This window comes from Flavobacterium sp. NG2 (assembly GCF_034119845.1).
Lineage (GTDB): Bacteria > Bacteroidota > Bacteroidia > Flavobacteriales > Flavobacteriaceae > Flavobacterium.
Map to the genome: position 1 here is coordinate 1796441 of NZ_CP139420.1, position 26444 is coordinate 1822884.

Annotated in this window: 18 protein-coding genes; 11 read left to right on the top strand and 7 right to left on the bottom strand. The window is 34.6% G+C overall.

Translation table 11 applies throughout. The features are described 5' to 3' along the window. The first annotated feature begins 64 nt into the window (after positions 1-64). Both SLW70_RS07725 and SLW70_RS07730 read left to right on the top strand, forming a co-directional pair. The gene (locus SLW70_RS07725) at positions 65-2086 is read left to right on the top strand and encodes a glycoside hydrolase family 97 protein (protein ID WP_320891524.1); all 2022 of its coding nucleotides are present in this window, start codon (positions 65-67) and stop codon (positions 2084-2086) included. A gap of 177 nt (positions 2087-2263) precedes the next feature. Next, entirely contained in the window at positions 2264-3340 is a 1077-nt protein-coding gene (locus SLW70_RS07730) for a LacI family DNA-binding transcriptional regulator (protein WP_320891525.1), read from the top strand. 135 nt (positions 3341-3475) lie between these two features. Here the strand turns inward: SLW70_RS07730 and SLW70_RS07735 are convergent, their stop codons facing one another. Further along, on the bottom strand, positions 3476-3769 hold the full coding sequence (locus SLW70_RS07735; RefSeq protein ID WP_320891527.1) for a putative quinol monooxygenase: 294 nt from the start codon (positions 3767-3769) through the stop codon (positions 3476-3478). A 183-nt stretch (positions 3770-3952) separates the two neighbouring features. Here SLW70_RS07735 and SLW70_RS07740 point away from each other — a divergent pair, with 183 nt between their 5' ends. Next, positions 3953-4834, top strand: coding sequence for an AraC family transcriptional regulator (locus tag SLW70_RS07740; RefSeq protein WP_320891528.1), 882 nt, complete (start codon positions 3953-3955; stop codon positions 4832-4834). 143 nt (positions 4835-4977) lie between these two features. Here the strand turns inward: SLW70_RS07740 and SLW70_RS07745 are convergent, their stop codons facing one another. Together SLW70_RS07745 and SLW70_RS07750 are read right to left on the bottom strand one after the other, a co-directional pair. Continuing rightward, a complete protein-coding gene (locus tag SLW70_RS07745) occupies positions 4978-5790 on the bottom strand; it encodes an SDR family NAD(P)-dependent oxidoreductase (protein ID WP_320891529.1) in 813 nt (270 codons plus the stop codon). 7 nt (positions 5791-5797) lie between these two features. Further along, a complete protein-coding gene (locus SLW70_RS07750) occupies positions 5798-6463 on the bottom strand; it encodes an NAD(P)H-dependent oxidoreductase (RefSeq protein ID WP_320891530.1) in 666 nt (221 codons plus the stop codon). 495 nt (positions 6464-6958) lie between these two features. On the opposite strand from SLW70_RS07750, the gene SLW70_RS07755 reads away from it, so the two are divergent. Beyond that, positions 6959-7786, top strand: a complete 828-nt coding sequence (locus SLW70_RS07755; protein WP_320891531.1) for an alpha/beta hydrolase family protein — start codon at positions 6959-6961, stop codon at positions 7784-7786. Between the two features lie 61 nt (positions 7787-7847). On the opposite strand, the gene SLW70_RS07760 is transcribed toward SLW70_RS07755, so the two are convergent. From SLW70_RS07760 to SLW70_RS07770, 3 genes are all read right to left on the bottom strand, one after another. Then, positions 7848-8189: a type II toxin-antitoxin system RelE/ParE family toxin gene (locus SLW70_RS07760; protein ID WP_320891532.1), complete on the bottom strand. Its 342-nt coding sequence runs from the start codon at positions 8187-8189 to the stop codon at positions 7848-7850. Further along, on the bottom strand, positions 8177-8386 hold the full coding sequence (locus SLW70_RS07765; RefSeq protein ID WP_320891533.1) for a hypothetical protein: 210 nt from the start codon (positions 8384-8386) through the stop codon (positions 8177-8179). Before SLW70_RS07765 ends, SLW70_RS07760 begins: the two co-directional genes overlap by 13 nt. 193 nt (positions 8387-8579) lie before the next feature. Continuing rightward, a complete protein-coding gene (locus SLW70_RS07770) occupies positions 8580-8717 on the bottom strand; it encodes a hypothetical protein (protein WP_320891534.1) in 138 nt (45 codons plus the stop codon). Positions 8718-9030: 313 nt separating this feature from the next. On the opposite strand from SLW70_RS07770, the gene SLW70_RS07775 reads away from it, so the two are divergent. Next, a complete protein-coding gene (locus SLW70_RS07775; protein WP_320891535.1) occupies positions 9031-10095 on the top strand; it encodes an ATP-binding protein in 1065 nt (354 codons plus the stop codon). 132 nt (positions 10096-10227) lie between these two features. Here SLW70_RS07775 and uvrA read toward each other — a convergent pair whose 3' ends face one another. Next, a complete protein-coding gene (uvrA, locus tag SLW70_RS07780; protein ID WP_320891537.1) occupies positions 10228-13014 on the bottom strand; it encodes an excinuclease ABC subunit UvrA in 2787 nt (928 codons plus the stop codon). Between the two features lie 194 nt (positions 13015-13208). On the opposite strand from uvrA, the gene SLW70_RS07785 reads away from it, so the two are divergent. The 6 genes from SLW70_RS07785 (at position 13209) to bglX (ending at position 26443) form a co-directional block, all read left to right on the top strand. Continuing rightward, positions 13209-16013 carry a triple tyrosine motif-containing protein gene (locus SLW70_RS07785; RefSeq protein ID WP_320891538.1) on the top strand — a complete coding sequence of 935 codons (2805 nt, stop codon included), beginning with the start codon at positions 13209-13211 and terminating at the stop codon, positions 16011-16013. A 239-nt stretch (positions 16014-16252) separates the two neighbouring features. After that, positions 16253-19300 carry a TonB-dependent receptor gene (locus SLW70_RS07790; RefSeq protein WP_320891539.1) on the top strand — a complete coding sequence of 1016 codons (3048 nt, stop codon included), beginning with the start codon at positions 16253-16255 and terminating at the stop codon, positions 19298-19300. Positions 19301-19311: 11 nt separating this feature from the next. Further along, entirely contained in the window at positions 19312-20790 is a 1479-nt protein-coding gene (locus SLW70_RS07795) for a RagB/SusD family nutrient uptake outer membrane protein (protein WP_320891540.1), read from the top strand. A 10-nt stretch (positions 20791-20800) separates the two neighbouring features. Continuing rightward, positions 20801-22426 carry a hypothetical protein gene (locus SLW70_RS07800; protein WP_320891541.1) on the top strand — a complete coding sequence of 542 codons (1626 nt, stop codon included), beginning with the start codon at positions 20801-20803 and terminating at the stop codon, positions 22424-22426. Positions 22427-22437: 11 nt separating this feature from the next. Next, entirely contained in the window at positions 22438-24078 is a 1641-nt protein-coding gene (locus SLW70_RS07805; RefSeq protein ID WP_320891542.1) for a family 16 glycosylhydrolase, read from the top strand. A gap of 64 nt (positions 24079-24142) precedes the next feature. Then, the gene (bglX, locus tag SLW70_RS07810; RefSeq protein WP_320891544.1) at positions 24143-26443 is read left to right on the top strand and encodes a beta-glucosidase BglX; all 2301 of its coding nucleotides are present in this window, start codon (positions 24143-24145) and stop codon (positions 26441-26443) included. The last annotated feature ends 1 nt before the right edge of the window (position 26444 follow it).

A 26444-nucleotide genomic window follows, 5' to 3' on the forward strand; every position in this document is an offset into this window, starting at 1 on the left:
ACTATTAAACAACCTAATTAACTATAATTAAAAAAATTTTATTAAACACATAAATTTTTATATCATGAAAAATATATTTTCGTTAAGCGTCTTTTTTTGGATGATTATTTTAAATGCAACAGCTATGCAAGGAGGAATAAAAAAAATAACCGTTAAATCCCCTGATGGGAAAACACAGACAGAAGTTTCTATTGGGAAGAATATTTCCTATACTATTACACAAGATGGTGTACAAGTTTTGGCGCCTTCTCAACTTGCAATGACTTTATCTGATGGAATTACTTGGGGACTTGACTCTGAAATTTTAAAAAGTACAACTAAAAGTGTAAACGCTATTATTGATGCTCCTTTTTATAAAACAAAAAAAGTAAAAGATCATTACAATCAACTTTCTATCCTTTTTAAAGGAAATTGGAGTTTAGAATTTAGAGTGTATGATGATGGAGTAGCCTATCGATTTACTACTACTAAAAAAGGAAAATACAATGTAGTGAGCGAATTAGCTGAGTATAAGTTTACCAATGATGCCAATGCAACGGTTCCTTATGTGTATTCGGCGGGAGATACGGAACACCAACTTTCTCAATCTTTTGAAAATACCTATACACGTTTGAAAATTTCAGAATTAGACAAAGAACGCTTGATGTTTTTGCCTTTGAGTGTTGAGGCTCCAAAAGGAAAACGAATCACGATTACGGAAAGCGATTTGCGAAATTATCCTGGTATGTATTTTAAAACGAATGAGGTAAAAAATACAATGACTGCGTTTTTTGCGCCATTGCGTAATGATATTGAAGAGCATTCAGGGTACAACAACCTACAGGTAATTGTAAAAAGTCGTCATGATTATATTGCTACAGTTGAAAACGAGCGTAGTTTTCCTTGGCGAGCTGCAATTGTTACTCGTAATGACGTGGATTTGGCTAATACTACAATGACTTACAAGTTAGCTGCTGAAAATGAAATTGGAAATACAGATTGGATTAAACCAGGAAAAGTAGCTTGGGATTGGTGGAATAACTGGAATCTTGATGGTGTTGATTTTAAAGCTGGAATCAACAATCAAACCTATAAATATTATATTGATTTTGCTTCTAAAAACGGAATTGAATATGTGATTCTAGATGAAGGTTGGTCTGTAAACAAAGTGTATGATTTAATGCAAGTGGTGCCTGAAATTGACCTAGAGGAATTAATAGCTTATGCAAAAGAACGCAATGTAGGAATCATACTTTGGGCTGGATATTATGCTTTTGATAAAGACATGGAAAAAGTGTGTAAGCATTACAGCGAAATGGGAGTGAAAGGATTCAAAGTTGACTTCATGAATGGAGATGATCAAGAATTGGTTTATTTTAATGAGCGTGCTGCTAAAATGTGTGCCAAATATAAATTGCTAACAGATCTGCATGGTACTTATAAGCCGGCAGGTTTGCAACGTACCTATCCTAATATTTTGAATTTTGAAGGAGTGCATGGATTAGAGCAAATGAAATGGCAGCCACAAACTTGTGATCAAGTAACTTATGATGTAACCTTGCCTTATATCCGTATGATTTCAGGTCCTGTGGATTATACGCAAGGTGCGATGAATAATGCTGTAAAAGCATTGAATACAATTACCAATGTGGTGGAAACACAATATTATCCTAATTTCTCAAAACCAATGAGTCAAGGAACACGTTGTCATCAATTAGCGGAGTATGTGATTTTCTTGTCTCCGTTAAATATGCTTTGTGATGCGCCTACTAACTATGAAAAGAACCCTGTGAGTACCGAGTTTATCGCTTCGATTCCTACTACTTGGGACGAATCCAAAACAATTGATGGAAAAATGGGAGAGTATATTGTAACAGCTCGTAGAAAAGGAGATACTTGGTATATTGGAGGTTTAAACAATTGGGACGCTCGTGAAATTACGATTGACATAAAAGCAATAACTGGAAAAACGGGTACGGCAACAATATTCAAAGATGGTTTAAATTCGGATATGAATGGAGTTGATTTTACTAAAAAAACAGAAGAAGTTAATGGTGAATTGACGATACGCATGGCACCAGGAGGTGGTTTTGTGGTAAAGTTGTAAATTCAGATTTGTTGGAATAAGCATTCAATCTACTTTCGGAAGCTGCAATTAGTTTTCGAGAGTAGATTTTTTGTTAGAACATATGATGGTTGTCGCTTGTAAAACGCTGTTAAATGAAGATTGAGAGGGTGAAATAATAAGTAATGCGTGTATATTTGTGAAATAAAGAATACGAATATGGGTAAAAAAGTAACTTTTAAAGAAGTAGCAGAATTAGCGGGTGTTTCGACTCAAACGGTTTCTAGGGTTACCAATGGTGGTGAGCGTGTGGATCCTGAAACCTTAAAAAGGGTACAGGATGCTATCGATAAATTAGGCTATGTTCCTAATAAAGGAGCACAATTACTTGTTCGTAAACAAACAAAAATATTTGGTGTGCTTTCACTTGAAATCTCCATGGAAGGTGCTTCGAGTATTGTAGAAGGAATCAGGTTGGAGAGTAAAAAAGAAGGTTATTCTATCTCGATTGTGGTATCTGAGCATGAAGAAGAAAAAATAGAAGAAGCGATTAGGGAATTGAAGTCACAACAAGTACAGGCAATCATTATAAACCGTCCAGTGACTAAAGAGCTCGCAGAGAAGATTGTGGAGAAGCACAAGCAAATTCCTTTTTTGTTTATTGATGTTCCCACGGATACAAATGTGAATCAAGTGTCAGCAGATCATTATGATGGCGCTAAGAAAGTGGTGAATTTGTTGTTATCGCAAGGACGTCATCGTTTTGCATTATTAAACGGTCCATCCGATTCTTGTGCGGCAAAACAAAGAACATTAGCTTGGGAACAGGAGATATTGAAAGCTAATGCTACAATTGTAAATCAGGAAGAAGGAGATTGGAGTGCTAAGAGTGGTTATTATGGAACTACAAAGTTGTTGTTGCAACCGCATAAATTTGATGCTTTGTTAGTGGCGAATGACCAGATGGCGCTGGGAGCTTTGCGTGCTTGTCAAGAACAAAAAAGAGATGTACCTCAACAAATAGCAGTAACAGGTTTTGATGACACCTTGAATAGTGCTTATTTTAATCCGCCTTTGACAACTATTCGTCAAGATTTTTTTGAAATTGGTAAACAAGCGGTTCAAATCATATTGGGGCAGTTGAGTAATGATAATGACCAAATTTCAAAACAACTAATTAAGGTAGAATTAATAGAAAGGCAGAGTACAATGATTGTTGAAAAAGATGTTGACTCTGTTCAGAAAATAGAAGGTTTGCTTCAGGAAATACAGAAGTTATTGCCAGGAGTGTCCTAAGTGATTTTGTATGTAGAAAATGGCTTTCTTTAAAAAGCTGTTTTAGGTAAAAAAAATAGAGCGGTAAATTTTTACCGCTCTATTTTTTTATTTTGCTTTCATTTTTTTAAGTTTAAAAAGAATTTTTTTTATCGTTTAGGAAATAGGGGTCATTTCGTTTATTGTAAATTCTTCGACAGCACCATCCGTTGCTTTTAGGTATTCGGCAAGTTTTGGGTTATTCATATGTTTTTGCCATGACTCACGACTTTCCCAATTTTCATGAAATAAAAACAAATTTTTATTGTCATTGTCTTGGTGAAGGTCATAGTTGATACAGCCTTCTTCGGCTCTAGTGGATTCGATAAGCTTTTGTAGCTCGGCTTTGACTAAATCTCTTTTTTCGTCTTTGGCTAGAATTCTGGCAATGATAGTCAATTGTTTACTCATATTTTTAGGTCTTAAATAGTGAATGTTCTTGATTTGTTTATTAAAACAATACAAAGATAGTTAAGATACAGGAGTAATTTGAAGTATTTACAGTGTATATTAATGTATTTTTAAAGGTTTTTCGGCTTTGTGTTCTTAGCTATAATGGGTTTTTGTGTATTTTTGTATCTAAATAATCTAAAAATGCAAGTATTAGAAGTTTATAGACCTTTTGAAATACAAGAAATTGAATTAACCGAATGGAAACAACGTCCCGTCAAAAACAATTTCTTTGAGTTGGTATTAGTCAATGAAGGACAAGGAACACAATGTATTAATTACAACCATTATCCTTATAGTAAAGGAAGTATCTTCTTGTTGCCTCCTTTAAAGTGTCATTCTTTCGATATTCAATCGCCATCGAAATTTGTTTTTTTAAAATTTACGGACGCTATTTTTAAGAACTCCCATCGTTTTGCAATTGATAGAAATGAATGGTTTAAAGAATCAGCTTATATCCTTTCTAATTACAATCAGTTACCTGGTGATATCATCAAAAGCGATCTTGACAGACAGCATTTAGAACGTTTAGTGGCTATAATTTTGCAAGAATCACGCAACGGTGACGAATCGATTAGTTTGATAGTTAGTTTAATGATGAGCGTTTTGGAAATCTTAATTCGAAATATAAAAAAAGGAAGTTTCAATGAGGTTTCTTCAACCAATACGGATGAACGCATCACTAAAATGCTGACCTATATCAACGATAATATCCACAAATCGGAGCAGTTAAAAATTGAAAATCTAGCCAGTGTTTTCGCTATGTCGCCTACTTATGTGAGTGAGTTTTTTAGAAAACAAATCAATATGCCTTTGCGTGAATACATCATCAAGGCTAAACTCAAATTGGTTGAAATCAGACTTTTAAATTCGGATTTTACCTTAACTCAAATTGCAGATGATTTGGATTTTACAGATGTAAGTCATCTATCCAAAACCTTCAAGAAATATACAGGAAAGTCCATTCGAGACTTTAAGAAAGATGGGGAGTATATGCTGTTAAAGAGAGCTGTGTGTAAAGTTTAAGTTGTTTTTTTTGGAGCACAACATTTGGCTTTTTCAGGAAAGATTGCTCCTGCTATTCGCTCTATCTTGTGGCGGCATAAATGCCAGCCGCCACAAGGATGCCGCTACTATCAGGGCTCACGAGAGAATGTTGTTTGGTATAATTAATATTTGGCAACAAGACTTTTAGTTAATGTTATCAAGCTTTTAATTTTTGAAGTATTATAAGCATCAGGATGAGCGGTCGAAATATGTCCTTTGTCTTCACCCTTGTCATTATCAAAATAAATTCCAGAACTATCCTTGTACGTTTCGCTGATAGCTAATTCAAATAAGATATTCATTCCTTTTTCAGCTGGTGACCAATGTTGGCCATAGGCTTCTATCGCCATTTTAGTATTTAACAATGACCCTGGGTTTACGGCTATAACAACAATGTTCTTTTCTATTTGTGCCAATTCAAAACTCCAGGTCGTAAGCGCTAATTTGCTTTGTGCATAGGTTTCACTTTCTGAAACTTGTTCTTTTCCCGTTAAAACCGTTTCTGATACGGGTGCTTGTGCTGCTGAACTTAAGTTAATAATTCTTGGATTGTCAGATTTTTTCAATACGGGTAAAATAGCATTGGTCAACAAATAAGGAGCTAAATAATTGACTACCATCCGAATATCTAAACCGTCTTTGTTGACGCTTGTTTTGCTCTTGAAAACACCAGCATTATTGATTAATACATCAATAACAGGGATTTCGGTATTGATTTGTACAGCCATTCTTGAAACTGCTTCTAAGTCCGAGAAATCAGCTACATATCCTTTGCTCTTATCATTTCCAGAAAGTGCTTTTATTTCGGATAGGATAGCTGTTACTTTCGCATCACTTCGCCCATGAATATGAACGGTATGTCCTTCTTTTGCCAGTTTTAGTGCAGTTAGTTTTCCTAGACCGTCCGTGCTTCCAGTGATGAGTATGTTTTTCATGATTGTATTATTTCCAACTAACAATCTCTTCTTTATTTCTTCTAGATTTAGCAAAAGCAGGCTCTTCTTTTCTATACCCAAAAGCAACCATATACGAAAGGCCATATTTGTCTGTATCGACTCCAAACTTTTCTTTTAGTAAAGCTTCTGCTTTTTCTTGATGAAACCCTTCAATAGGACAGCTATCAATTCCAATTAAAGCAGCCGATGTCATCATGTTTCCTAAAGCAATATACGTTTGCTTAGAAGCCCAATCAAATAATTTTTTATCAGTATCCAATGCAAAATCACGCTCTTGGAATTCTCTGTAAAATTTTGAATAGATTTCGATCACATCCTCAGGCAATTGTTTGACGTCTTTCATCATATGCATAATGTATTCAGAATCCCATTTAGTCATAGAGGCTTTCATGCTTAATCCTAAAACAAAGTGACTAGCTGTGTCTAGTTTCAAAGGAGCTCCCCATGCTACGGGTTTCAATAATTCTCTTAATTCTTTGTCTTGTACAACAATAAAATGCCAAGGTTCGAATCCAAATGAACTTGGTGATAAATGAGCTGTTTCTAGAATGTATTCTATGTTCTCGCTACTGATTGTTTTAGTAGCATCAAATTCTTTAGTAGCATGTCTAGATTGAAAAGCGGTAATGATTTGTTCTTTTGTAATATCCATCTGTTTTTTTTATTTTTTGTTATTTATTGGTACAAAATTAAGACAGAGGTAGTTGTTTATTCGGGTATAAAAAAAGGGGATGTAGGTAAAATAAAAGGTTATTTTGTTTTTGACAGTTGTATTTGTAGCTTTTTTTAAGCCAAATTCAGTATTATGATAAGGATTTAAGGGTTTGAAACCTTTTGAAATACCAGTTTTGTCGTGTGATGCTGATATGTTAACATTTGATTTAATTAAAGAATTCGTTCCTTTTAGCTGCAAAATGCAATAACAGATGGATTATTAGTTTTCTGATTGTTTTGGGTTAGACATATCGTTTGAAATACAACATTGTAAACCTTATAATTGATTTTTAAATTTAACCTAGTTTACGCACTGGAACATAGACTTGTCTACCTGAAAAAATCCTAATGTGGATTTTGGGTTTAAGTTGTTGTCGTTGCAAACTAGTACGAGATTTTATAAATAGTATCTTTGTCACTTAAATAAGGGGAAATGAAACAAGAAGGAATATACATAGGCGCCGAAGGAAAACCAGCAGGGTATGACATTGAATATACTCCAAATCAAAAACAACCTCTACTTGTTTTTTGCCATGGTTTTAATGGTTTTAAAGATTGGGGTGCTTTTCATTTAATGGCACATTATTTTGCGCAAAACGGATTCCAATTTGTGAAATTTAATTTTTCGCATAACGGAACTTCTCCTGAGCATCCTATGGATTTTGTGGACTTAGAGGCCTTTGGGAATAACAATTTTGAAAAAGAAATCTACGATATTGGTGCTGTATTAGAACAACTCAAAAAAGAAGATTTTGCAACTTGCTTGGATTTTGAAAAAGTATTTTTGATAGGACATTCTAAAGGAGGAGCAACGGCATTAGCCTACAGTTTAGCGCATCAAGAGATTGTTTCCTGTGCAACCTTAGCGGGAGTTTTGGATCCTCTAAGCCGTTACGGAAAAGTAAATGACAAACAATGGAAGGAAAAAGGTGTGAAATACGTCGTTAACGGAAGAACGAATCAAAAAATGCCGATGTATTATCAACTGGCGGAAAACACTCAAAAAATAAAAGAGCAATTGGACATCAGAAACTTACTGAAAGCTGATAAACGAAAATTTTTATTTCTCCAAGGAGCTAAAGATCCAGCGGTTCCTGTAACGGAAGTTAATCTAGTTAAAAACCTATCTAATTGTACGGTTGCTGTTTTTGAAGAAGCCAACCATGTTTTTGGGGCTTCACATCCTTATGAAAGTGCTGAATTGCCTAATGATTTAAAAGAGGCATTGAGTCAGATTTTAAAATTCTTTCAGTCGCTGTGAGAAGGGGTGGGGAACTTATTTACTTATTGTTGCGTGATGGGACGCGGATGAAACGGATTCGTTAAAGTGAAACCCCAGAATTTATATTATTTGTTTTTAGAAGGTCGTTGTCTTGTATCGAAAACTCTATTGATGTAAATTTTGGTTTACCTTCTCTATAGGTTATTTTGCAATGATGATGAATCAATTTACGATATTCATATTTAAGATGTACAAAATCTTCATCAATGGCTCCTATTTCCTTGAATGGCTTTTGTTCTAAGATTTCGGTGCTTTGTCTTATTTCTGTTGCAATTTGAATTGCTTTAGTGAAGTTGAAAAGCATTGCATTAAATCGGGTAACTTTTTCTAAGTCTTTTATAGCCCTAGCGGTCCAATAAACAGGTTTGCTTATGCTTTCCAACTTTCAATCATTTTTTGAACCTCAGATTGACTATGGATTTTGCCCGCTTTAATATCCTCTTCAGACTCAGCAATCATTTTGTCTTTTTTGATTTGAGCAACATATTTTTTTGCCAAGTCATAAAATAGCTTAACGAATTTTTCGTCTCCGTTATTTATAATTTCATGTAGTTCTTGTTTTAACTCTAAGGTGCTCATGGGTATAGCTGTATTTAATGAAATACAAATTTACAAATTGTATTTCTTATATTGATTTAATTGGGAGTTAAATTACCGCTTGTTGTGTGAGGGAACACGGATGATAGAGATTAAATGAATTTACACCCATTTTTATTTGTAGTGAGGACTTATATCACAAAGTTAAAATAAAAAGATTCACGAAGTTTTAGTTTTAGTAATCCCAATCTTGTCTTTTGTCAAGTACAATACATCCAGTAACCCCAATCTTGTCTTCCCGACGATAGGAGGACTCTAGCGAAAGCGAACAAGTGAAGCAATCTCCGTATGTGCCTCTATAAAGATTTTTCAATTGTTATTTGCTTATTGTTGCGGGTACAGATGAATATCTGCGCTAACCTTTGTGCATTTGCAAGCGATCAATTTATTGTTCTTTGTAAAGATTTTGAATTATTTCGCAAATACTTGTTTTACAAGGTGTTATTAATTGAAAAGTTAGTGAAATTTTAACAATACGATTTCATTTTTTATTGATGTAAAAATACTACGCTTTTTTTATTTATTGTAAGTAAAAAACTTATCTTTGGTTTATTGTGTCAAACATAAATACTAATAGGAATAGTATAATGAAATTTGGTATAGATTGATTTTTAAATTGAATGCTTATGGAATCAATAAATTTGAATTATTACAAAGAGTTTTTTAATAAATCCAATGAGATTTTTGTCGTTTATGACAGTCAATTTAATTTGATTGAAGTTAATAATGCAGCGCTTGAAACTTTCAAAGTGAGTAGAGAGTATATTTATGGGCAAAATATTAGTGTTTTATTGCCAAGCTTTTCTGTTGGAAGTAAGTTTTTCGAAATATTGTCAAAGGTATTAAATACGGGAGAAAGTGTCGTTATTGAAGATTATGTTGCTCATCCAAAAATTGGTGCTTTAGATTTAACGATTAAGATTTTTAAATTAAATGACGGAATTGGTCTTATCATTACAAATGAATCTGAAAAAGTAATTCTAGAAGATGAATTACAAACATTTTCATATAAAAGTTCACATGATTTAAGGCATCCAATAATTAACATTTTGGGTCTTTTAAATGTTATCACCGAAAAGGATGGAATAGATAGTAATAATGTAGTAAATCATATTCGTTTGGAGGCTCAAAAATTAGATAAAATACTTTTGAATCTTATCTATATTAATTCCATTCGATACGTGAAAACACAATATGAAAAAATTGATTTAGAGTCTTTAGTTCAAGAAACAATAAAATGCCTAAGTCATTTGCCTAATTTTCAGCAAATTAAGTTTGAGGTTGAAAGTAATTTTCAAAATGATTTTTATTCCGATAATTTGATTGTGAGTAATGTACTTTTAAACATAATTGATAATGCGATACGATTTCAAAAAAATAGTTTAAATTCCAAAAGTATTAAGATAGTATTGTCGTCAAATTCAAAAAATGCGAAAATTATAATAAAAGATAATGGAATAGGAATTGATGAAAAACACTTAAAGAATTTATTTAAGATTTTTTATAAAGCTAATAATTCAAATTCGGGTTCAGGTATTGGCTTGTTTGCTACTAGAAAGTGTGTGACGAAATTGAACGGTCTGATTAGGGTTAATAGTAGCTTAAACAGAGGAACAGTAGTCACACTTGTGATTCCAAATAATGAGAAAAAATTAAAAGCAAAAATACCTGCTATCCGTTTAGTGAGTTAAGTAACTAATTATTTAATTTTCCTTTTGATTTTTTGTTTATTCCTCAATAAACGCACTATTTTGAAATATTAGCAATCTAAAATGAAAATTAACTAACCTTTTATATTTAGTGCAACTTTGTGCACTAAAACGCTATAATTTCTCCTTCAAATACATCGCTGTCACTGATTTTTTGCTTTTTACTATCTCTTCGGGAGTTCCTTCGGCTAGGAGTTGTCCTCCGTTTTCGCCACCTTCAGGACCGAGGTCGATGATCCAATCGGCACATTTGATGAGGTCGAGGTTGTGCTCAATGACTAGAATCGAATGTCCTTTATCGATCAAAGCATCAAAGGAAGCCATGAGTTTCTTGATATCGTGGAAATGCAATCCAGTTGTGGGTTCATCGAAGACAAATAAGGCTTTGTCCTTAGTGGCACCTTTAACTAGGAAGGATGCCAACTTGATGCGCTGCGCCTCCCCACCTGAAAGAGTAGAGGAGGACTGTCCCAATTGCACATAGCCCAGACCTACGTCTTGAAGGGGTTTTAGCTTTTGGGTGATTTTGGCTTGCTTGTTTTTTTCGAAAAAAGCGACCGCATCATCAATGGTTAGTGTTAGAATATCGTGGATGCTTTTGCCTTCAAATTGGACTTCGAGAATCTCTTTTTTGAAGCGTTTGCCATTACAAGTTTCACATGGCAATGACACATCGGCCATAAAGACCATTTCGACATTGATGGTTCCTTCACCGCTACAAGTTTCGCAACGACCCGCATCAACGTTAAATGAGAAATGTTTAGGCAAATACCCACGTATTTTGGATAGTTTTTCTTTGGCAAATAAATCTCGGATATCGTCATAGGCCTTGATATACGTCACAGGATTCGAACGGGAACTACGCCCAATAGGGTTTTGATCTACATATTCTATATGCTTGATGTGGGAGAAAGAGCCTTTGATTTCGGTAAACTGACCCGCTTTTTCACCTGCGTTGTCCAGCTTTTTTTGCATGGCTGGAAACAATATTTTTTTGACCAACGTACTTTTTCCACTTCCAGAAACACCTGTGATTACACTCAACACATCGAGCGGAAATTTGACATTGATGTTTTGCAGGTTGTTCTCGCGAGCACCTATAATTTCGATAAAATTCTTAAAAGAACGTCGTTTTTTAGGAACTTCGATTTCGAGTGCTCCATTGAGGTATTTAGCGGTAAGCGAAGTTGATTTTAGGATTTCGTCATAAGTACCTTGCGCTACTAGATTTCCTCCAAAAGTTCCAGCTTCAGGACCGATGTCGATAATCATATCGGCCGCTTTCATGATGTCTTCGTCGTGTTCTACGACGATTACGGTGTTACCTAAATCACGTAAGGATAGCAAAACTTTGATCAATCGCTCCGAATCTTTTGGGTGTAAGCCAATACTAGGTTCGTCCAAAATATACATAGAACCTACCAAACTACTTCCTAATGAAGTTGCCAAGTTGATGCGTTGCGATTCTCCTCCTGAAAGGGTCGATGAGTTTCTGTTTAAAGTCAAATAACTCAAACCTACTTCGGTCAAGAATGACAGGCGGTTGTTGATTTCGATGAGCAAACGCTTGGCGATTTGCTGTTCGTATTTGTCTAAAGTTAAGTTTTTGAAAAAATCAACCAGATGTTGAATCGGTAAATCAACCAATTCGGATACCGTTTTATTATTGATTTTTACGTATGATGCTTCGATACGCAAACGCTTTCCTTTACAGGCGGTACATTTGGTTTTTCCGCGGTAACGGGAAAGCATCACACGGTTTTGTATTTTATAATTTTTAGCTTCTAATTCTTTGAAAAAGTCGTTTAATCCTTCAAAGTGGCTGTTTCCTATCCAAATCAGTTCTTTTTGTTCGTCTGAGAGCTCAAAGAAAGGTTTGTGAATAGGGAAATCAAATTTGTAAGCACTGTTGACTAATTGGTCACGATACCAACTCATACTGTCGCCACGCCAAGGGAAAATAGCATTTTCATAAATGGATAAAGAAGTATTAGGCACAACCAAATCAGCATCAATACCAATGATGTTTCCGTAACCTTCGCACACAGGACAAGCTCCGTAAGGATTGTTAAAGCTGAATAAATGCACATTTGGCTCTAGGAACGTAATGCCATCTAATTCAAAATTATTGGAATAGGATAAACGTTTATCGGTTTTGAGTTCTTGTAAGTAACAAATGCCTTTTCCTTCAAAAAAAGCGGTTTGAACGGCATCAGCAAGACGATTGTAGAATTCTTCTTCGTCTTTGACTACAATTCGGTCAACAATTAATAGAATGTCTTTATTGTCTAATGAATGCTGGTCAATTTCGTCCAAGCGAACCATTTCGTTATTGACTAATATACGAGCAAAACCTTGCTGTAATAAAGCATTGAGTTTATGCTCTAAAGCTCTTCCTTCTTCAAGATGAATAGGGGCGAGCAGCAACCATTTGCTGTCTGGTTCCAAGTTTTTGACATCATTAATAACATCGGTAACGGTGTTTTTTTTGACTTCTGTTCCTGAAACAGGCGAATAGGTTCGTCCTATTCTGGCATATAATAATTTGATGTAATCGTAAATCTCTGTTGAGGTTCCTACAGTTGACCGAGCATTAGTCGTGTTTACCTTTTGCTCGATAGCGATAGCAGGTGCAATTCCTTTGATGTATTCTACTTTAGGTTTGTCCAATCGACCCAAAAATTGACGTGCATAGGATGATAAACTTTCAACATAACGGCGTTGTCCTTCGGCATACAAAGTATCAAAAGCCAAACTCGATTTCCCCGAACCCGAAAGTCCAGTAATTACAACTAATTTATTACGAGGAATGGCAACATCTACATTTTTTAAATTATGTACTTGTGCGCCTTTGATAATGATGTTTTTCTTTGGATCCAGAGTAGATAAGTCAACTTGCATATAAAAAATCAATTTGCACAAAAGTAAGCATTTTGAACAGAGAAAAGAGGGTGAACAATTCCTAATTTTAGTTCTTTTACGTTCTTATTATGGCTTAAGTAATATATTTTTTGGTTGTATAGTTAATATGTATAGCATTTTTATAAACGAACTGTTTTTAGTTTTAAATTTACATTATCCAAAAACAAATAAAATTGAAAACGAAATTTACTTTTTTATACCTACTGTTGTCCTTTTCTCTTTTTTCACAAGAGTTACCGCCAATTGTAAAATACGCACCTAGTATTTATGGCGCTGGAAATCAAAACTGGATGATTTCACAAGACCAAAATAAATTTGTGTTTTTTGCAAATAATGAAGGATTACTAGAATTTAATGGTTCTAATTGGCAATTGTATCCTTCGCCAAATGAAACCATCATCCGCTCTGTGAAAGTTATTGGTGATAAGGTTTATACTGGTAGCTATATGGAGTTTGGGTATTGGAAACGAAAAACAGATGGTATTTTAAAATATTATTCATTGAGTAGTTCTATTAAAAAACACATATTAGATGATGAGCAGTTTTGGAATATCTTGAATTTTGATCAATGGATTATCTTTCAGTCCTTAAATCGAATTTATATCTATGATTCCAAAACAGGGAAGTTTAAAATTATAGCCCCTAGTACGAGTATTTTAAAGTCGTGTCGAACAGCAAATGCTATTTATTATCAAACTTATGATAAGGGCTTGTATGAAATTGAAGGAGGTAAAAGCAGATTGGTTTCAAATCATTCATTGTTGAAAAATAATAAAATTGTAAATGTTTTTACCATAAAGGATGGATTGTTACTACTAACAGAGACGGATGGTTTTTATAAATTATCTGGAAATAAGTTGTCAAGATTTGTGACGGAAGTCGATACAGCATTACTAGCTAGTAGTGTGTATAGTTGTGAATCTCTATCGGGTGGGGGATTTGCGATAGGTACCGTTTCAAATGGAATTTTTATTTTATCAAAAGAAGGAAAAAAAGAATACCATATCTCTCAGCGTAAAGGGTTGAGTAATAATACCGCTTTGTCATTATTTGAAGATGCAGAAAAAAATCTTTGGATTGGTTTGGATAATGGAATTAATTGTATCAATCTGGAATCACCTATCCAAAGTTTTGTAGATGAATCTGGGGTTCTAGGAACAGTTTATAGTTCTAAACTTTTTGGGGAATGGTTGTATGTAGGAACTAATCAAGGATTATTTTACAAAAAGTACCAAAGCAATGAAGATTTTCAGTTGGTTAAAGGTACTAAAGGGCAAGTTTGGTCATTGTTTGTATATGACGGAACCTTATTTTGTGGACACGATAGAGGTACATTTATTGTAAAGAATGGAATAATCCAAACTATTTTTTCTAATTCTGGAACTTGGAAATTTGAAAGAGTTCCAGGTCATAAAAATCTACTATTACAAGGGAATTATTATGGTATTTCTGTTTTGGAAAAAATTGATAATCAATGGCGTTTTAGAAATAAATTACAACGATTTGATTATTCATCAAGGTTTTTTGAGATCACCAATGATGCTTCAGAAATTTATGTTAGTCATGAATATAAAGGCGTTTTTAGATTGGAAATAGATAATAATTTTCAAAAAGTTAATAAATACATCACTTATAAATCCCCTACTAAGGGAAAAAATGCTGGCTTAGCCAAATTTAATGATGCCATATACTATGCCTATAAGAAAGGGGTGTTTAAGTTAGACCCAAAAACGAAAGAATTTAAGAAAGATGCTTTGTTGAGTTCTGTATTTGAAAAGGATGAGTATACTTCTGGTAAAATGATAGTAGATGATTCCCGAAAAATTTGGCTGTTTTCAAAAAACTATACTAGTTATTATGCGGCTACCAAGTTGAGTGACCAACTCAAACAAAACAGTATTCCTATTCCTGCTTCATTAACCAATTCAATGCTTGGCTATGAGAATATTTCGCAATTATCAAGTTCCGAATATTTCTTTGGAACCACGGATGGTTATTATACGATGAATATTAATGATTTGGTTTTCAAGAATTATAAAGTCTCTATTACAGGTGTAATGGAAAGTGCATTGAATGGTAGCATTCATAATAATGCAATTCTAGAAAAGGGCGTTTTTAATCACGATGAAAATAATGTTAGTATTAGTTTTACTGTACCAGAATACAATAAATACATTAATCCTGAATATCAGTATGTTTTAGAAGGTTTTCAAGACAATTGGAGTGATTGGAGTACAAAATCATATGTAAATTTCAAGAATTTACCATCAGGTCATTATGTGTTTAAAGTGAAATCTAAATTTGCTAATTCTAATCTAGAAAATACAGAGGTATATTCTTTTACCATTTTAAAACCTTGGTACGGAACTAATTTGGCCATTTTTATATATATCATCTTATTACTGGTGTCGGCTAGGTTAATTCACAAACAATACAAGAAATATTATAAGAGAAAAGAAGATAAATTAATTGCCGAGAATAATTTGTTGTTGGAAATCAAAGAACTAGAAAATGAACAACAAATGATGCGTCTTAAAAACGAACAACTTTCACAAGATGTTGATTCCATTAACAAAGAATTAGCTGCTTCAACGATGAGTTTGAATAGTAAAAATGAATTGCTAGCTTTTATACAAGAGGATTTAAAGAAAACAGCAGAAAGCGGTAACAGAAGTATCAAGTCGGTAATTTCAACGATTAATAAAAATATAACCAAAGATGATGCGTGGAATGTTTTTCAGGAAGCCTTTGATAATACAGATAAGGACTTTTTGAAAAAAGTAAAAGAATTACACCCTTCATTAACACCTAATGATTTACGACTATGTGCCTATTTGAGATTGAATCTATCATCAAAAGAAATAGCTCCTTTGTTGAATATTTCAGTACGAAGTGTGGAGATAAAAAGGTACCGATTACGTAAAAAAATGGATTTATCGCATGAACAAGGCCTTGTTGAGTATATCCTCGCTGTATAGTTAGGCTCTCAACTGCTTCAAAAAACTATACAACACCACAACATTAACGAAATGTTGTGGTTTTTTTATGTTTTTTAACAAAACTATACAAAACAGATACAGTAGTATTTACAGGGTTTTATTGTGATATTTTTATAAATAATAGGTTTTTATTGTGTTGTATGTTTTTTGTAGGGGTTATTTTTGATGAATCTGAATATTAACGTACTAATTTTATAATTCACTAAAAAACAAACTATATGAAGTCAAATTATCTATTAACGATTTTTCTATTTCTCTCTACTTTAGGTTTTGCCCAAAGTTTTGATATAGGAGGAATTGTAAAAGAAAAGGGTTCTGGGTTATCTATACCTGGAGTTAACATTCAGATTAAAAACACTACTAAAGGTACGTCAACAGATTTTGATGGAAAATTTTCTTTTAAAGGAGTTCCGTCGGGAAGTATTGTTGTTTTTTCTTATGTAGGGTATAAAACATTTGAATATAAAGTAACGGCAACCAATAATGCAATGACTGTTACAATGCAAGAAGATGCTAAAAGTTTAGAAGAAGTTGTAATTATAGGTTACGGTAGCCAAAAAAGGAGAGAAGTAACAGGAGCAGTTTCGGTTGTAGATAGTAAAACACTAGAGACTCTTAAACCTGTTAAAGTAGAACAAGCGTTACAAGGAACCGTTTCGGGGGTGAATGTAACTACGCAATCGGGTTCGCCAGGTGCTGCTTTGGATATTCGTATTCGTGGTATTGCTACCAATGGTGAAAACCGTCCAACAACGATTATTGATGGTTATGTGGGAGAACTAGGACTATTAAACCCTAATGATATTGAGTCTATTACAGTCTTAAAGGATGCACAAGCAGCTATTTATGGAACAATTGGGGCCAATGGTGTCATTTTAGTAACCACTAAATCTGGAAAAAAGAATTCAAAATCAAGAATCTCTTATAATACCTATTTAGGTTTTCAGGAAGCTGCCAATAAATTAAACCTTTTGAACGCTACTGAATATGCATTGCTTTTGAACGAAAGCTATGCAAATGGAGGAAAAACGTTGCCTTATACTAATGTAAGTGGTTTAGGAAAAGGGACAAATTGGCAAAACGAAGTATTAAGTACGGGTGTTCCAATAATCAATCATGATATGTCTATTTCAGGTGGTTCTGACAAAGTAACTTATGCGGTTAGTGGTTCTCATTTAGACCAAGAAGGTATTGTGGGTGAAAGCAAATCAGGTTTCTTAAGAAACACTGCTAGAATGGCTTTGAACGCAGATGTGTCTGAAAATTTGAAATTAAAAACCAATGTGATTTATACTTATTTCACGCGTAAAACATTAAATGAAAATGGATTGGGTTCTGTTTTATTTAATGCTTTGAATACGCCTTCAACTCTTAATCCTTATGATACCAATGGTAATTTTACTTTGGTACCAAGTACAACGGGATTAGGGACAGAAATTATCAATCCATTGGCACAAATTGCTAACACTTACAACGATTATAGTTTCAAGAAATTAAATGGAAACTTTGCTTTAGAATATAAATTGTTAGATGGTTTAGTAGTATCGAGTTCAATGGGATTCAACACTTCAAACAGTAAATCAAAGAATTTTGCTCAGCAAATTAGTTATGGTGGAAAAGTATTTGATGTAACCAGAAGTTCTGTTACTCAAGGCGCTGTAAATGACAATAACTATTCATTTGATGCTTTTGCGACTTATACAAAGAAAATCGGTGAGGATCATAATTTTGTAGCCACTTTAGGAAATACAATTTTTAAAGAATGGGGTAATGGATTGACTGCTACAGGTTATGATGTGCCAAACAATTCTTGGGATTTTGCGGATATTTCGTTAACAACAGGAACATTGGATGCAAAAACTAATAGTTCTTATGGTTATGACGAACGTCGTCTTTCATATTTTGGAAGAATGCAATACGATTACAAAGGGAAATACCTTTTGTCTGCTATGTTAAGACGTGATGCTTCAACCAAATTTGGTCCAGGAAACAAAGTAGGTTACTTTCCTTCTTTTACAGGAGGATGGGTAATATCTGATGAAGGATTTTTTGGAGAAAATAAAAAAATCAACTTCTTGAAATTAAGAGCAAGTTACGGTACACTTGGTAATGACCAAATTCCAAATAACGGTTATGTAAGTTTATTATCTGGTGAAGCGACTTATGTTTTTGATGGAGCTTTAGTAAATGGTACTGCTACAGGTCAAATTGCCAACCCAGACTTAAAATGGGAGGAAGCTCAAAAATTTGACGTAGGTATGGATATGAAGTTATTTAATAACAAAGTATCTATCGTTGCCGATTATTTTATAGACACTCGTAAAGATTTATTAATTCCGAACATTCCTGTTTCTGGAATCACGGGGAATTATGCACCCGGAGCTTCGGCACCAACAGTGAATGCTGGAACAGTAAGAAATTCAGGATTAGAATTTTCTGTTGATTACAAAAATAAATTTTCTGACAACTTTAATATGAGCGTAGGTTACAATGTTACCTTCTTGAAAAATGAAGTTTTGGAAGTAAACAATGGAACAGGTTTTATTGAAGGTGGTGCATTTGGCGTAGGTCAACCTTCTCCTTCAAGAATGGAAGTTGGATTGCCAATAGGATATTTCTACGGATATAAAACTAATGGCATTTTCCAAAACCAAGCTGAAATCGATGCACATCCATCTCAAATTGCTTTAGGAGCCAATGCTGCCCCTGGAGATATTCGATATGTAGATGTAAATGGAGATAATGTTATTGATGCAAATGATAGAACAAACATTGGTGATGCTATTCCAAAAGCAACTATGGGGTTCAATTTACAAATGAATTACAAAAACTTAGATTTTGCTCTCTATACTTTTGCTTCAGTAGGTAATGATATGGTTCGTAACTATGAAAGAACATTATCTGATGCAAACCGTCTAACTTATGTTCTTGACAGATGGACAGGTGAGGGGACTAGTACAACGGTTCCTAGAGTAACCACTGGTGCTACTGCTAACAATGTTTTCTCTGATTATTTTGTTGAAGACGCTTCGTATTTGAGAATTCAAAATATCCAATTAGGATACACGCTGAATCCAACCATTTCAGAGCGAGCTAAAATCTCAAAATTAAGATTGTACGTTGGAGTAAATAACCTTTACACTTTTACTAAATACAAAGGTTTTGACTCAGGCGCATCTAATGGAGCTCCAATAGGTGGTGGAATCGATTACGGATTTTACCCTATTCCTAGAACCTATTTGTTAGGACTAAATATTAATTTTTAATTCCAATTAAGATGAAAAAGTACACCTATATAACCATTACAGCAGTAGCCATTTTTTCAATGCTAACTGTATCATGTAGTGATGAATTTGTAAATCGCGATCCGGTTTATTCTATTGATTCTGAAAACTATTTCAATTCAAAAACCGATTTTGATAATGCTTTAATAGCAGCCTACGATGGCTTACAGTCGACCTATGTTAATGTTTTATTAGGAGAAATAGCTTCTGATAATACCTTATGTGGTGGTGAAAGCCAAACGGACGTTATTGGTTTTCAGCAAGTTGATGATATGATTCACACGCCAGTCAATAGTAATTTGAGAGATGTTTGGAACTGGATGTTTGCAGGAGTTAATCGTGCAAATTATATTTTAGAATTCCAAAACAAAATCGATTTTGAAGGAAAAAATCAAATTATTGCCGAAACTCGTTTTTTAAGAGCCTATTACCATTTTGAATTGGTAAAGTGGTTTGGAGGAATTCCATTAAAAGGAGATGCTCGTTTTAAAATTGGAGACGAAAAAACGATTCCTCGTTCTTCGGTTAAAGAAGTTTACGCTTCTATAGAAGCAGATTTAACCTATGCAGCAAATAATTTGAATGCTACGGCTTCCCAAAAAGGGAGAGCTACCAAAGGAGCTGCACTTGCTTTGCTAGGAAAAGCGTATTTATATCAAGGTAAATTTCCTGAAGCAGCGACTACATTTGAAACCTTAATTGGGTTGTCTAAATATTCTTTAGTAACCGATTATAACTCCATTTTTGAAGCAGAAGGAGAAAATGGTGCCGAATCCGTTTTTGAAATTCAATATACTGATGTTGAGGGAGCTGGATTTGGATGTTTGCAATGTAGTGAAGGTAATGTAGCTGTAGGATTTAATGGGCCTCGAAACTATACAGGAACCTTGTTTACTTCAGGTTTTAGTTTTAATGTGCCAACGTCTAAAATTGTTAATGCTTTTGAAGTAGGAGACAAACGTAAAGATGTGGCCATCTTAGATATTAATGATTGGGCTTTAAAAACAGGAGCAACTTTCGGTCAAGGATATGAACATACAGGCTATTTTAATAGAAAATACATTCCGAGAAAACGTAGCGCTACTGCAGCAGGAGATTTGAATTTAACAAATCCAAATAATTACAGAGCCATTCGTTATGCCGATGTATTATTAATGGCTGCCGAAGCTTATCGTCGAGGTAATATTGATGACGCAAAAGCAAGAGGATATTTGAATGAAGTGAGAAGACGTGCATTTGGCGACTTAAATCATGATATAACTGCTTCAGGTGATGCCTTGACTGATTTTATTTGGGCAGAAAGAAGAGTAGAATTAGTAGGGGAAGGACATCGTTTCTTTGATTTGGTAAGAATTGGAAAAGCAGCTCAAGAAATTCCAGGCTTTACAGCAGGTAAAAATGAATTGTTCCCAATTCCTATTGAAGAAATTCAATTCTCTAACGGAAACTGGAATCAAAATCCTAAATATTAAAATTAGCATTATGAAAAATATAAAACATATAATAAGCTTTTTTGCACTGTCGATATTTTTTGGTTGTTCTACCGAGAATGATTTGATTGACTTAGATGCATTAGGAGCACCAGCAGCCATTTCGGCTTTAACGACCGTAACACAGGATAATACAGGAAAAGTTACTTTTTTACCTCGTGGAGAAGGAGTTTCACAATTTGAAATTTATTATGGAGACGGCACTGTTGTCCCTGCTTATGTGAGCCCAGGAGGAACTGTGGATCATATTTATAAAGAAGGAATCTATGATGCTAAAATTATAGGAACAACAATTAACGGTAAGTCTACTGAGGTAACTCAAAAGGTTGAAGTTTCATTTAAAGCACCAGAAAATTTAGTAGTTACTATTGAAAATGATTTGTCTGTATCCAAAAAAGTAAATGTTAAAGCAACAGCTGATTATGCTTTGTTTTATGAAGTTTATTTTGGTGAACCTGGAGTAACTGATCCAGTTCTAGCCAATAATGGAGAAACAGCTTCTTATACCTATACCAATACAGGTGTATATACAATTAGAATTGTTTCTAAAAGTGCTGCTATTAAAACAACAGAATATATCAAAGAGTTCACGGTAACAAACGTAAATAAACCATTTACTTCAGCTTCTACACCTCCTAATAGACAAGCTTCGGATGTGATTTCTATTTATAGTTCAAAATATGCTGATGTTACTGGAACCAATTATTTTCCAGATTGGGGACAAGCTGGTCAAGGAAGTAGTTGGACAGAGTTTGACCTTAACGGTGATAAAATGCTGAATTATATAAAATTGAGTTACCAAGGTATTGCATTAGCTGACGGAAAAACTATTGATGTGTCAGGTATGGAGTTCTTTCATATGGATGTATGGACTGCTGATTTGGAAAAAATTGAAACATCACTTATCAGTAAAACAAATGGTGAAAAACCTGTAGTTAAAAATTTAGTAGCCAACCAATGGACTTCAATTGATATTCCGATTTCTGCTTTTACTAGCCAAGGATTGACAGTAGCCGATATTTTCCAATTAAAATTTGTTGGAACGCCTTGGGCTGGAGGAAGTGTCTTTATTGATAATATTTATTTCTATAAAACACCTACTGCCTTAATTGAAATGCCGATTGATTTTGAGTCGACTACTTTGACATACAAATGGAACGGATTTGGAGCCTCTGATTTTGGTGCAATTCCAGCCTCAGTAGTGACTAATCCTGATCAAACAGGGAATAATGTTTCTAGTAAAGTAGTTAAAATCGAAAAACCAGCTGGTGCTCAAGTTTGGGCGGGAGCGAGTTTAGATTTGGATTCCAATGTCAATTTTACCAAAGGAACCAAAATAAAAGTGAATGTTTGGTCTCCTAAGGTTGGAGCGACAATATTATTCAAAATGGAAGTGTCAACATCTCCAAAAGACGGAAACGGAAATCCAACGGTTTTTGTTGAAGTACAAGGGACAACTACAGTAGCTAATTCTTGGCAAGTAATGACTTTTGATCTCACGAGTTCTTCTTCTTTCAATACGGCTAACGCCTATGATCGAGTGATTTTATTCCCTGATTTCAATGTCGCAGGTACAGGAACGACTTACTATTTTGACGATATAAAACAATCCAACTAAAAAGATACAAGATGAAAAAGATATTAATAAATACAATTGCCATTTTTACATTGCTATTGATGGTAAATTGCTCGAAAGATGATTATTCTTTTGGGAGTCTGACAGCTCCTTCAAATTTGAATATATCCTATGAAATTATTGGAAAAACCACCACCACTCCTGTTGGTGACGGTACGGGTAAAGTAAAATTCACAGTGAAAGCAGATAATGCCATTTCCTATAAGTTAATTTTTGACGACGGAACCACTGAGAATGCTCCTAACGGTGTATTTGAAAAACGTTTTACTAAAGTAGGAGTGAATACTTATAGGGTAACAGTTGTTGCCTCTGGGACGGCTGGAATTACGACTAACACAACTGTCGATGTTGAGGTTTTGAGTACTTTTAGTGATGATGAAGCGGTTACTTTTTTAACGGGAGGAAATTCTAAAAAATGGTATTTCTCAGCTTCAGAAGTAGGCCATTTAGGGGTAGGTCCTAATAATAGTGATGCTACTCAAAATTACTATGGATTTTGGTATCAAGCAGCAGCTTTTGAAAAAGCGGGTGATGCTAAAAGTAGTTGTTTGTATGATAATGTATTAACCTTTTCATTGGTAGGTGGTCAATTGAAGTATAGTTTAGATAATGGAGGAAACGCATTCTTTAATGCTGCTTTCTTAAGTGTAGGTGGTGGTTCAGGAAGTGAGGACTTATGTTTGAATTATACAGCTACGGGAACAAAATCAGTTTCGTTAAGCCCATCGGAGTCTGTTATTTTGAAGAATCCTAATGCAGCTACACAAACACGTGGTACGATGATCAATATTTCTGACGGTGGCTTTATGGGGTACTATATAGGACAAAGTTCTTATGAGATATTGTCTCTTACCGAAAATAGAATGGTAGTGAGAGCAATTATGGGAGGAAATACAGGAATTGCTTGGTATCATACTTTTACAACAACAAAACCATCACAATCGACAACTGATTATACCAATTTAGTTTGGTCAGATGAGTTTAATACTGATGGAGCTCCTGATACGGCCAAATGGACCTATGATTTAGGTGCTGGCGGTTGGGGAAATAGCGAAGTTCAAACCTATACTAGTGCTACTGATAATGTGGTGGTTTCTGGAGGAACTTTAAAAATTACTGCCAAAAAAGTTGGGTCTGGTTATACTTCAGCAAGATTGAAATCAGAGGGTAAATTCAAATTTACTTATGGTAAAATTGAGGTGAAAGCAAAATTGCCAGCTGGTGGTGGTACTTGGCCTGCCATTTGGATGCTTGGGTCGGATTATGCAACCAATACTTGGCCTGCTTGTGGTGAGATTGATATTATGGAACATAAGGGGAACGAACCTAATGTAATTCATGGTACTTTGCATTATCCTGGTCGTTCTGGAGGAAATGGAAACGGAAGTACTAAAACCATTACCAATGCTTCTTCTGAATTTCATATCTATAAAGCAATATGGAGTCCAGCAACTGTTAAAATTTATGTTGATGATGTCTTGTTTCATACCGTAGCGAATGATAGTTCATTGCCGTTCAACAAAGATTTCTTTATGATATTAAACGTGGCTATGGGCGGTACATTTGGAGGAACAATTGATTCTGCTTTCACTCAATCAGCAATGGAAGTTGATTACGTAAGAGTGTATCAATAGAGAATTATAAATAGTATTAAAAGGTCGATTTATTTCGGCCTTTTAATTATAAAAATAGAAGAAAATGAGAATAATAAAAAAGGTTTCATTTGTCGTCACTACCATTGTTCTATTCAGTTGTAGCAATAAAATAATCCAGCCAAAAGTTTCTTTTTCAAAAGAGAATCAATTAGAGAAAAGAGTAGATTCTCTTTTGAAATTGATGACTTTGGATGAAAAAATAGGGCAACTCAATCAATATAACGGTTTTTGGGAAATCACTGGGCCGACACCCAAAGAGGGGCAAGCAGCCAAAAAATACGAAGACCTGAAAAAAGGTTTAGTAGGTTCGATGCTGAATGTAAAAGGAGTTAAAGATATTAAGGCATTACAGAAAATTGCAGTAGAGGAAACCCGTTTGGGAATCCCACTTCTTTTTGGATTTGATGTTATTCATGGTTATAAAACCATCAGTCCAATTCCGCTAGCCGAAGCAGCAAGTTGGGATTTAGCTGAAATCAAAAAATCAGCGGCTATTGCTGCCGAAGAAGCGGCTTCAGTAGGGCTCAACTGGACTTTTGCTCCTATGGTGGATATTGCTCGTGATGCTCGCTGGGGTCGAGTAATGGAAGGTTCGGGTGAAGATCCGTATCTTGGGAGTCAAATTGCTGTTGCTCGTATACAAGGTTTTCAAGGAGAGGATTTAAAAGCAAAGAACACTATTTTGGCTTGCGCCAAACATTTTGCAGGTTATGCTTTTGCCGAATCGGGTAGAGATTACAATACCGTAGATATAGGGGAGTCTACCTTGCAAAATATCGTTTTTCCTCCATTTAAAGCTTCGGTTGATGCGGGAGTAAGAACGTTTATGAATTCATTTAATGAGTTAAATGGAATACCAGCTACGGGAAACAAATATTTACAACGACAAATCTTGAAAGGGGATTGGAAATTTGATGGTTTTGTAGTTTCAGATTGGGGATCTATCAACGAAATGATTGCTCACGGTTATGCTAGGGATAATAAACAGGCTGCTGAGATTGCTATCAATGCAGGTTCAGATATGGATATGGAATCCAGTGCTTATGTGGCACATTTAGCCGAATTGGTAAAAGAAGGAAAAGTAAAAGAAAGCCTAATTGATGATGCTGCAAGACGAGTTTTAAAAGTGAAATTCGAATTAGGATTGTTTGATAATCCGTATTTGTATTGTGATGAAAATTATGAGAAAGAAACAGTTGGCAAAAAAGCTTTTCATGACGGTGTTTTGGAAATGGCAAAAAAATCAATTGTTCTTTTAAAGAATGAAAAAGAGTTGTTGCCACTTAAAAAATCAGGTCAAAAAATAGTCTTGATTGGAGCCTTGGCCAATGATAAAACAAGTCCATTAGGAAGTTGGCGTATAGCCGCCGATGATGAAACGGCTGTTTCAGTTCTTGAAGGAATGCAAAACTACAAAGGCAATCAATTGTCTTACGTTAAAGGGGCTAATGTTGCCGAAGGTAGAACGCAATTTGTTTGGGAAACAAAGATAAATAATACAGATAAAAGTGGCTTTCCTGCCGCAATTGCAGCTGCTAAAACGGCTGATGTAGTGGTAATGGTTTTGGGAGAACACGGTTTGCAATCAGGAGAGGGACGAAGTAGAACTGATATTGGCTTGCCGGGAGTACAACAAGAGTTATTAGAGGAAGTGTATAAAGTGAATACTAATATTGTATTGGTTTTAAATAACGGAAGACCATTGGCTATTCCGTGGGCTGATGAAAATATTCCTTCTATTGTCGAAGCTTGGCAATTAGGTACTCAAAGCGGAAATGCGATAGCACAGGTTTTGTATGGTGATTATAATCCAAGTGGTAAGTTACCCATGACTTTTCCTCGAAATGTAGGTCAAGTACCTATTTACTACAATTACAAGAACACAGGACGCCCAGTGATGAATGAACCTGAAAGCGTTTTTTGGTCACATTATATCGACGAAAAAAATACGCCTCTGTATCCTTTTGGTTATGGATTGAGTTATACTCAGTTTGAGTACTCAAATTTAGAATTAAATCAAAAATCTTTTTCTGGAGAGGGTAGTATAGAAGTGACTGTAACTGTGAAAAATACAGGGAAATATGCGGGTAAAGAGGTGGTTCAGTTGTATCTAAGAGATGTTTTTGCTTCTGTAACTCGTCCTGTAAAAGAATTGAAAGGATTTGAAATGATTGAATTACAACCTAACGAAACAAAAAAAGTTCGTTTTACCATCAACAAAAAAACAATTGAGTTCTATACAGCAAATTCGAAATGGGAAGCTGAAGAAGGCGAATTTAAACTGTTTGTTGGAGGGAATTCTGTAAAAACGCTGGAAGCTGATTTTCAATATTTAAAAAATTAAA

What these genes read in the sequence shown, in the direction of transcription:
- SLW70_RS07725 (WP_320891524.1), top strand. Translation starts at nt 65, where the DNA reads ATGAAAAATATATTTTCGTTAAGCGTCTTTTTTTGGATGATTATTTTA.
- SLW70_RS07730 (WP_320891525.1), top strand. Translation starts at nt 2,264, where the DNA reads ATGGGTAAAAAAGTAACTTTTAAAGAAGTAGCAGAATTAGCGGGTGTT.
- SLW70_RS07735 (WP_320891527.1), bottom strand. Translation starts at nt 3,769, where the DNA reads ATGAGTAAACAATTGACTATCATTGCCAGAATTCTAGCCAAAGACGAA.
- SLW70_RS07740 (WP_320891528.1), top strand. Translation starts at nt 3,953, where the DNA reads ATGCAAGTATTAGAAGTTTATAGACCTTTTGAAATACAAGAAATTGAA.
- SLW70_RS07745 (WP_320891529.1), bottom strand. Translation starts at nt 5,790, where the DNA reads ATGAAAAACATACTCATCACTGGAAGCACGGACGGTCTAGGAAAACTA.
- SLW70_RS07750 (WP_320891530.1), bottom strand. Translation starts at nt 6,463, where the DNA reads ATGGATATTACAAAAGAACAAATCATTACCGCTTTTCAATCTAGACAT.
- SLW70_RS07755 (WP_320891531.1), top strand. Translation starts at nt 6,959, where the DNA reads ATGAAACAAGAAGGAATATACATAGGCGCCGAAGGAAAACCAGCAGGG.
- SLW70_RS07765 (WP_320891533.1), bottom strand. Translation starts at nt 8,386, where the DNA reads ATGAGCACCTTAGAGTTAAAACAAGAACTACATGAAATTATAAATAAC.
- SLW70_RS07775 (WP_320891535.1), top strand. Translation starts at nt 9,031, where the DNA reads ATGGAATCAATAAATTTGAATTATTACAAAGAGTTTTTTAATAAATCC.
- uvrA (WP_320891537.1), bottom strand. Translation starts at nt 13,014, where the DNA reads ATGCAAGTTGACTTATCTACTCTGGATCCAAAGAAAAACATCATTATC.
- SLW70_RS07790 (WP_320891539.1), top strand. Translation starts at nt 16,253, where the DNA reads ATGAAGTCAAATTATCTATTAACGATTTTTCTATTTCTCTCTACTTTA.
- SLW70_RS07795 (WP_320891540.1), top strand. Translation starts at nt 19,312, where the DNA reads ATGAAAAAGTACACCTATATAACCATTACAGCAGTAGCCATTTTTTCA.
- SLW70_RS07800 (WP_320891541.1), top strand. Translation starts at nt 20,801, where the DNA reads ATGAAAAATATAAAACATATAATAAGCTTTTTTGCACTGTCGATATTT.
- SLW70_RS07805 (WP_320891542.1), top strand. Translation starts at nt 22,438, where the DNA reads ATGAAAAAGATATTAATAAATACAATTGCCATTTTTACATTGCTATTG.
- bglX (WP_320891544.1), top strand. Translation starts at nt 24,143, where the DNA reads ATGAGAATAATAAAAAAGGTTTCATTTGTCGTCACTACCATTGTTCTA.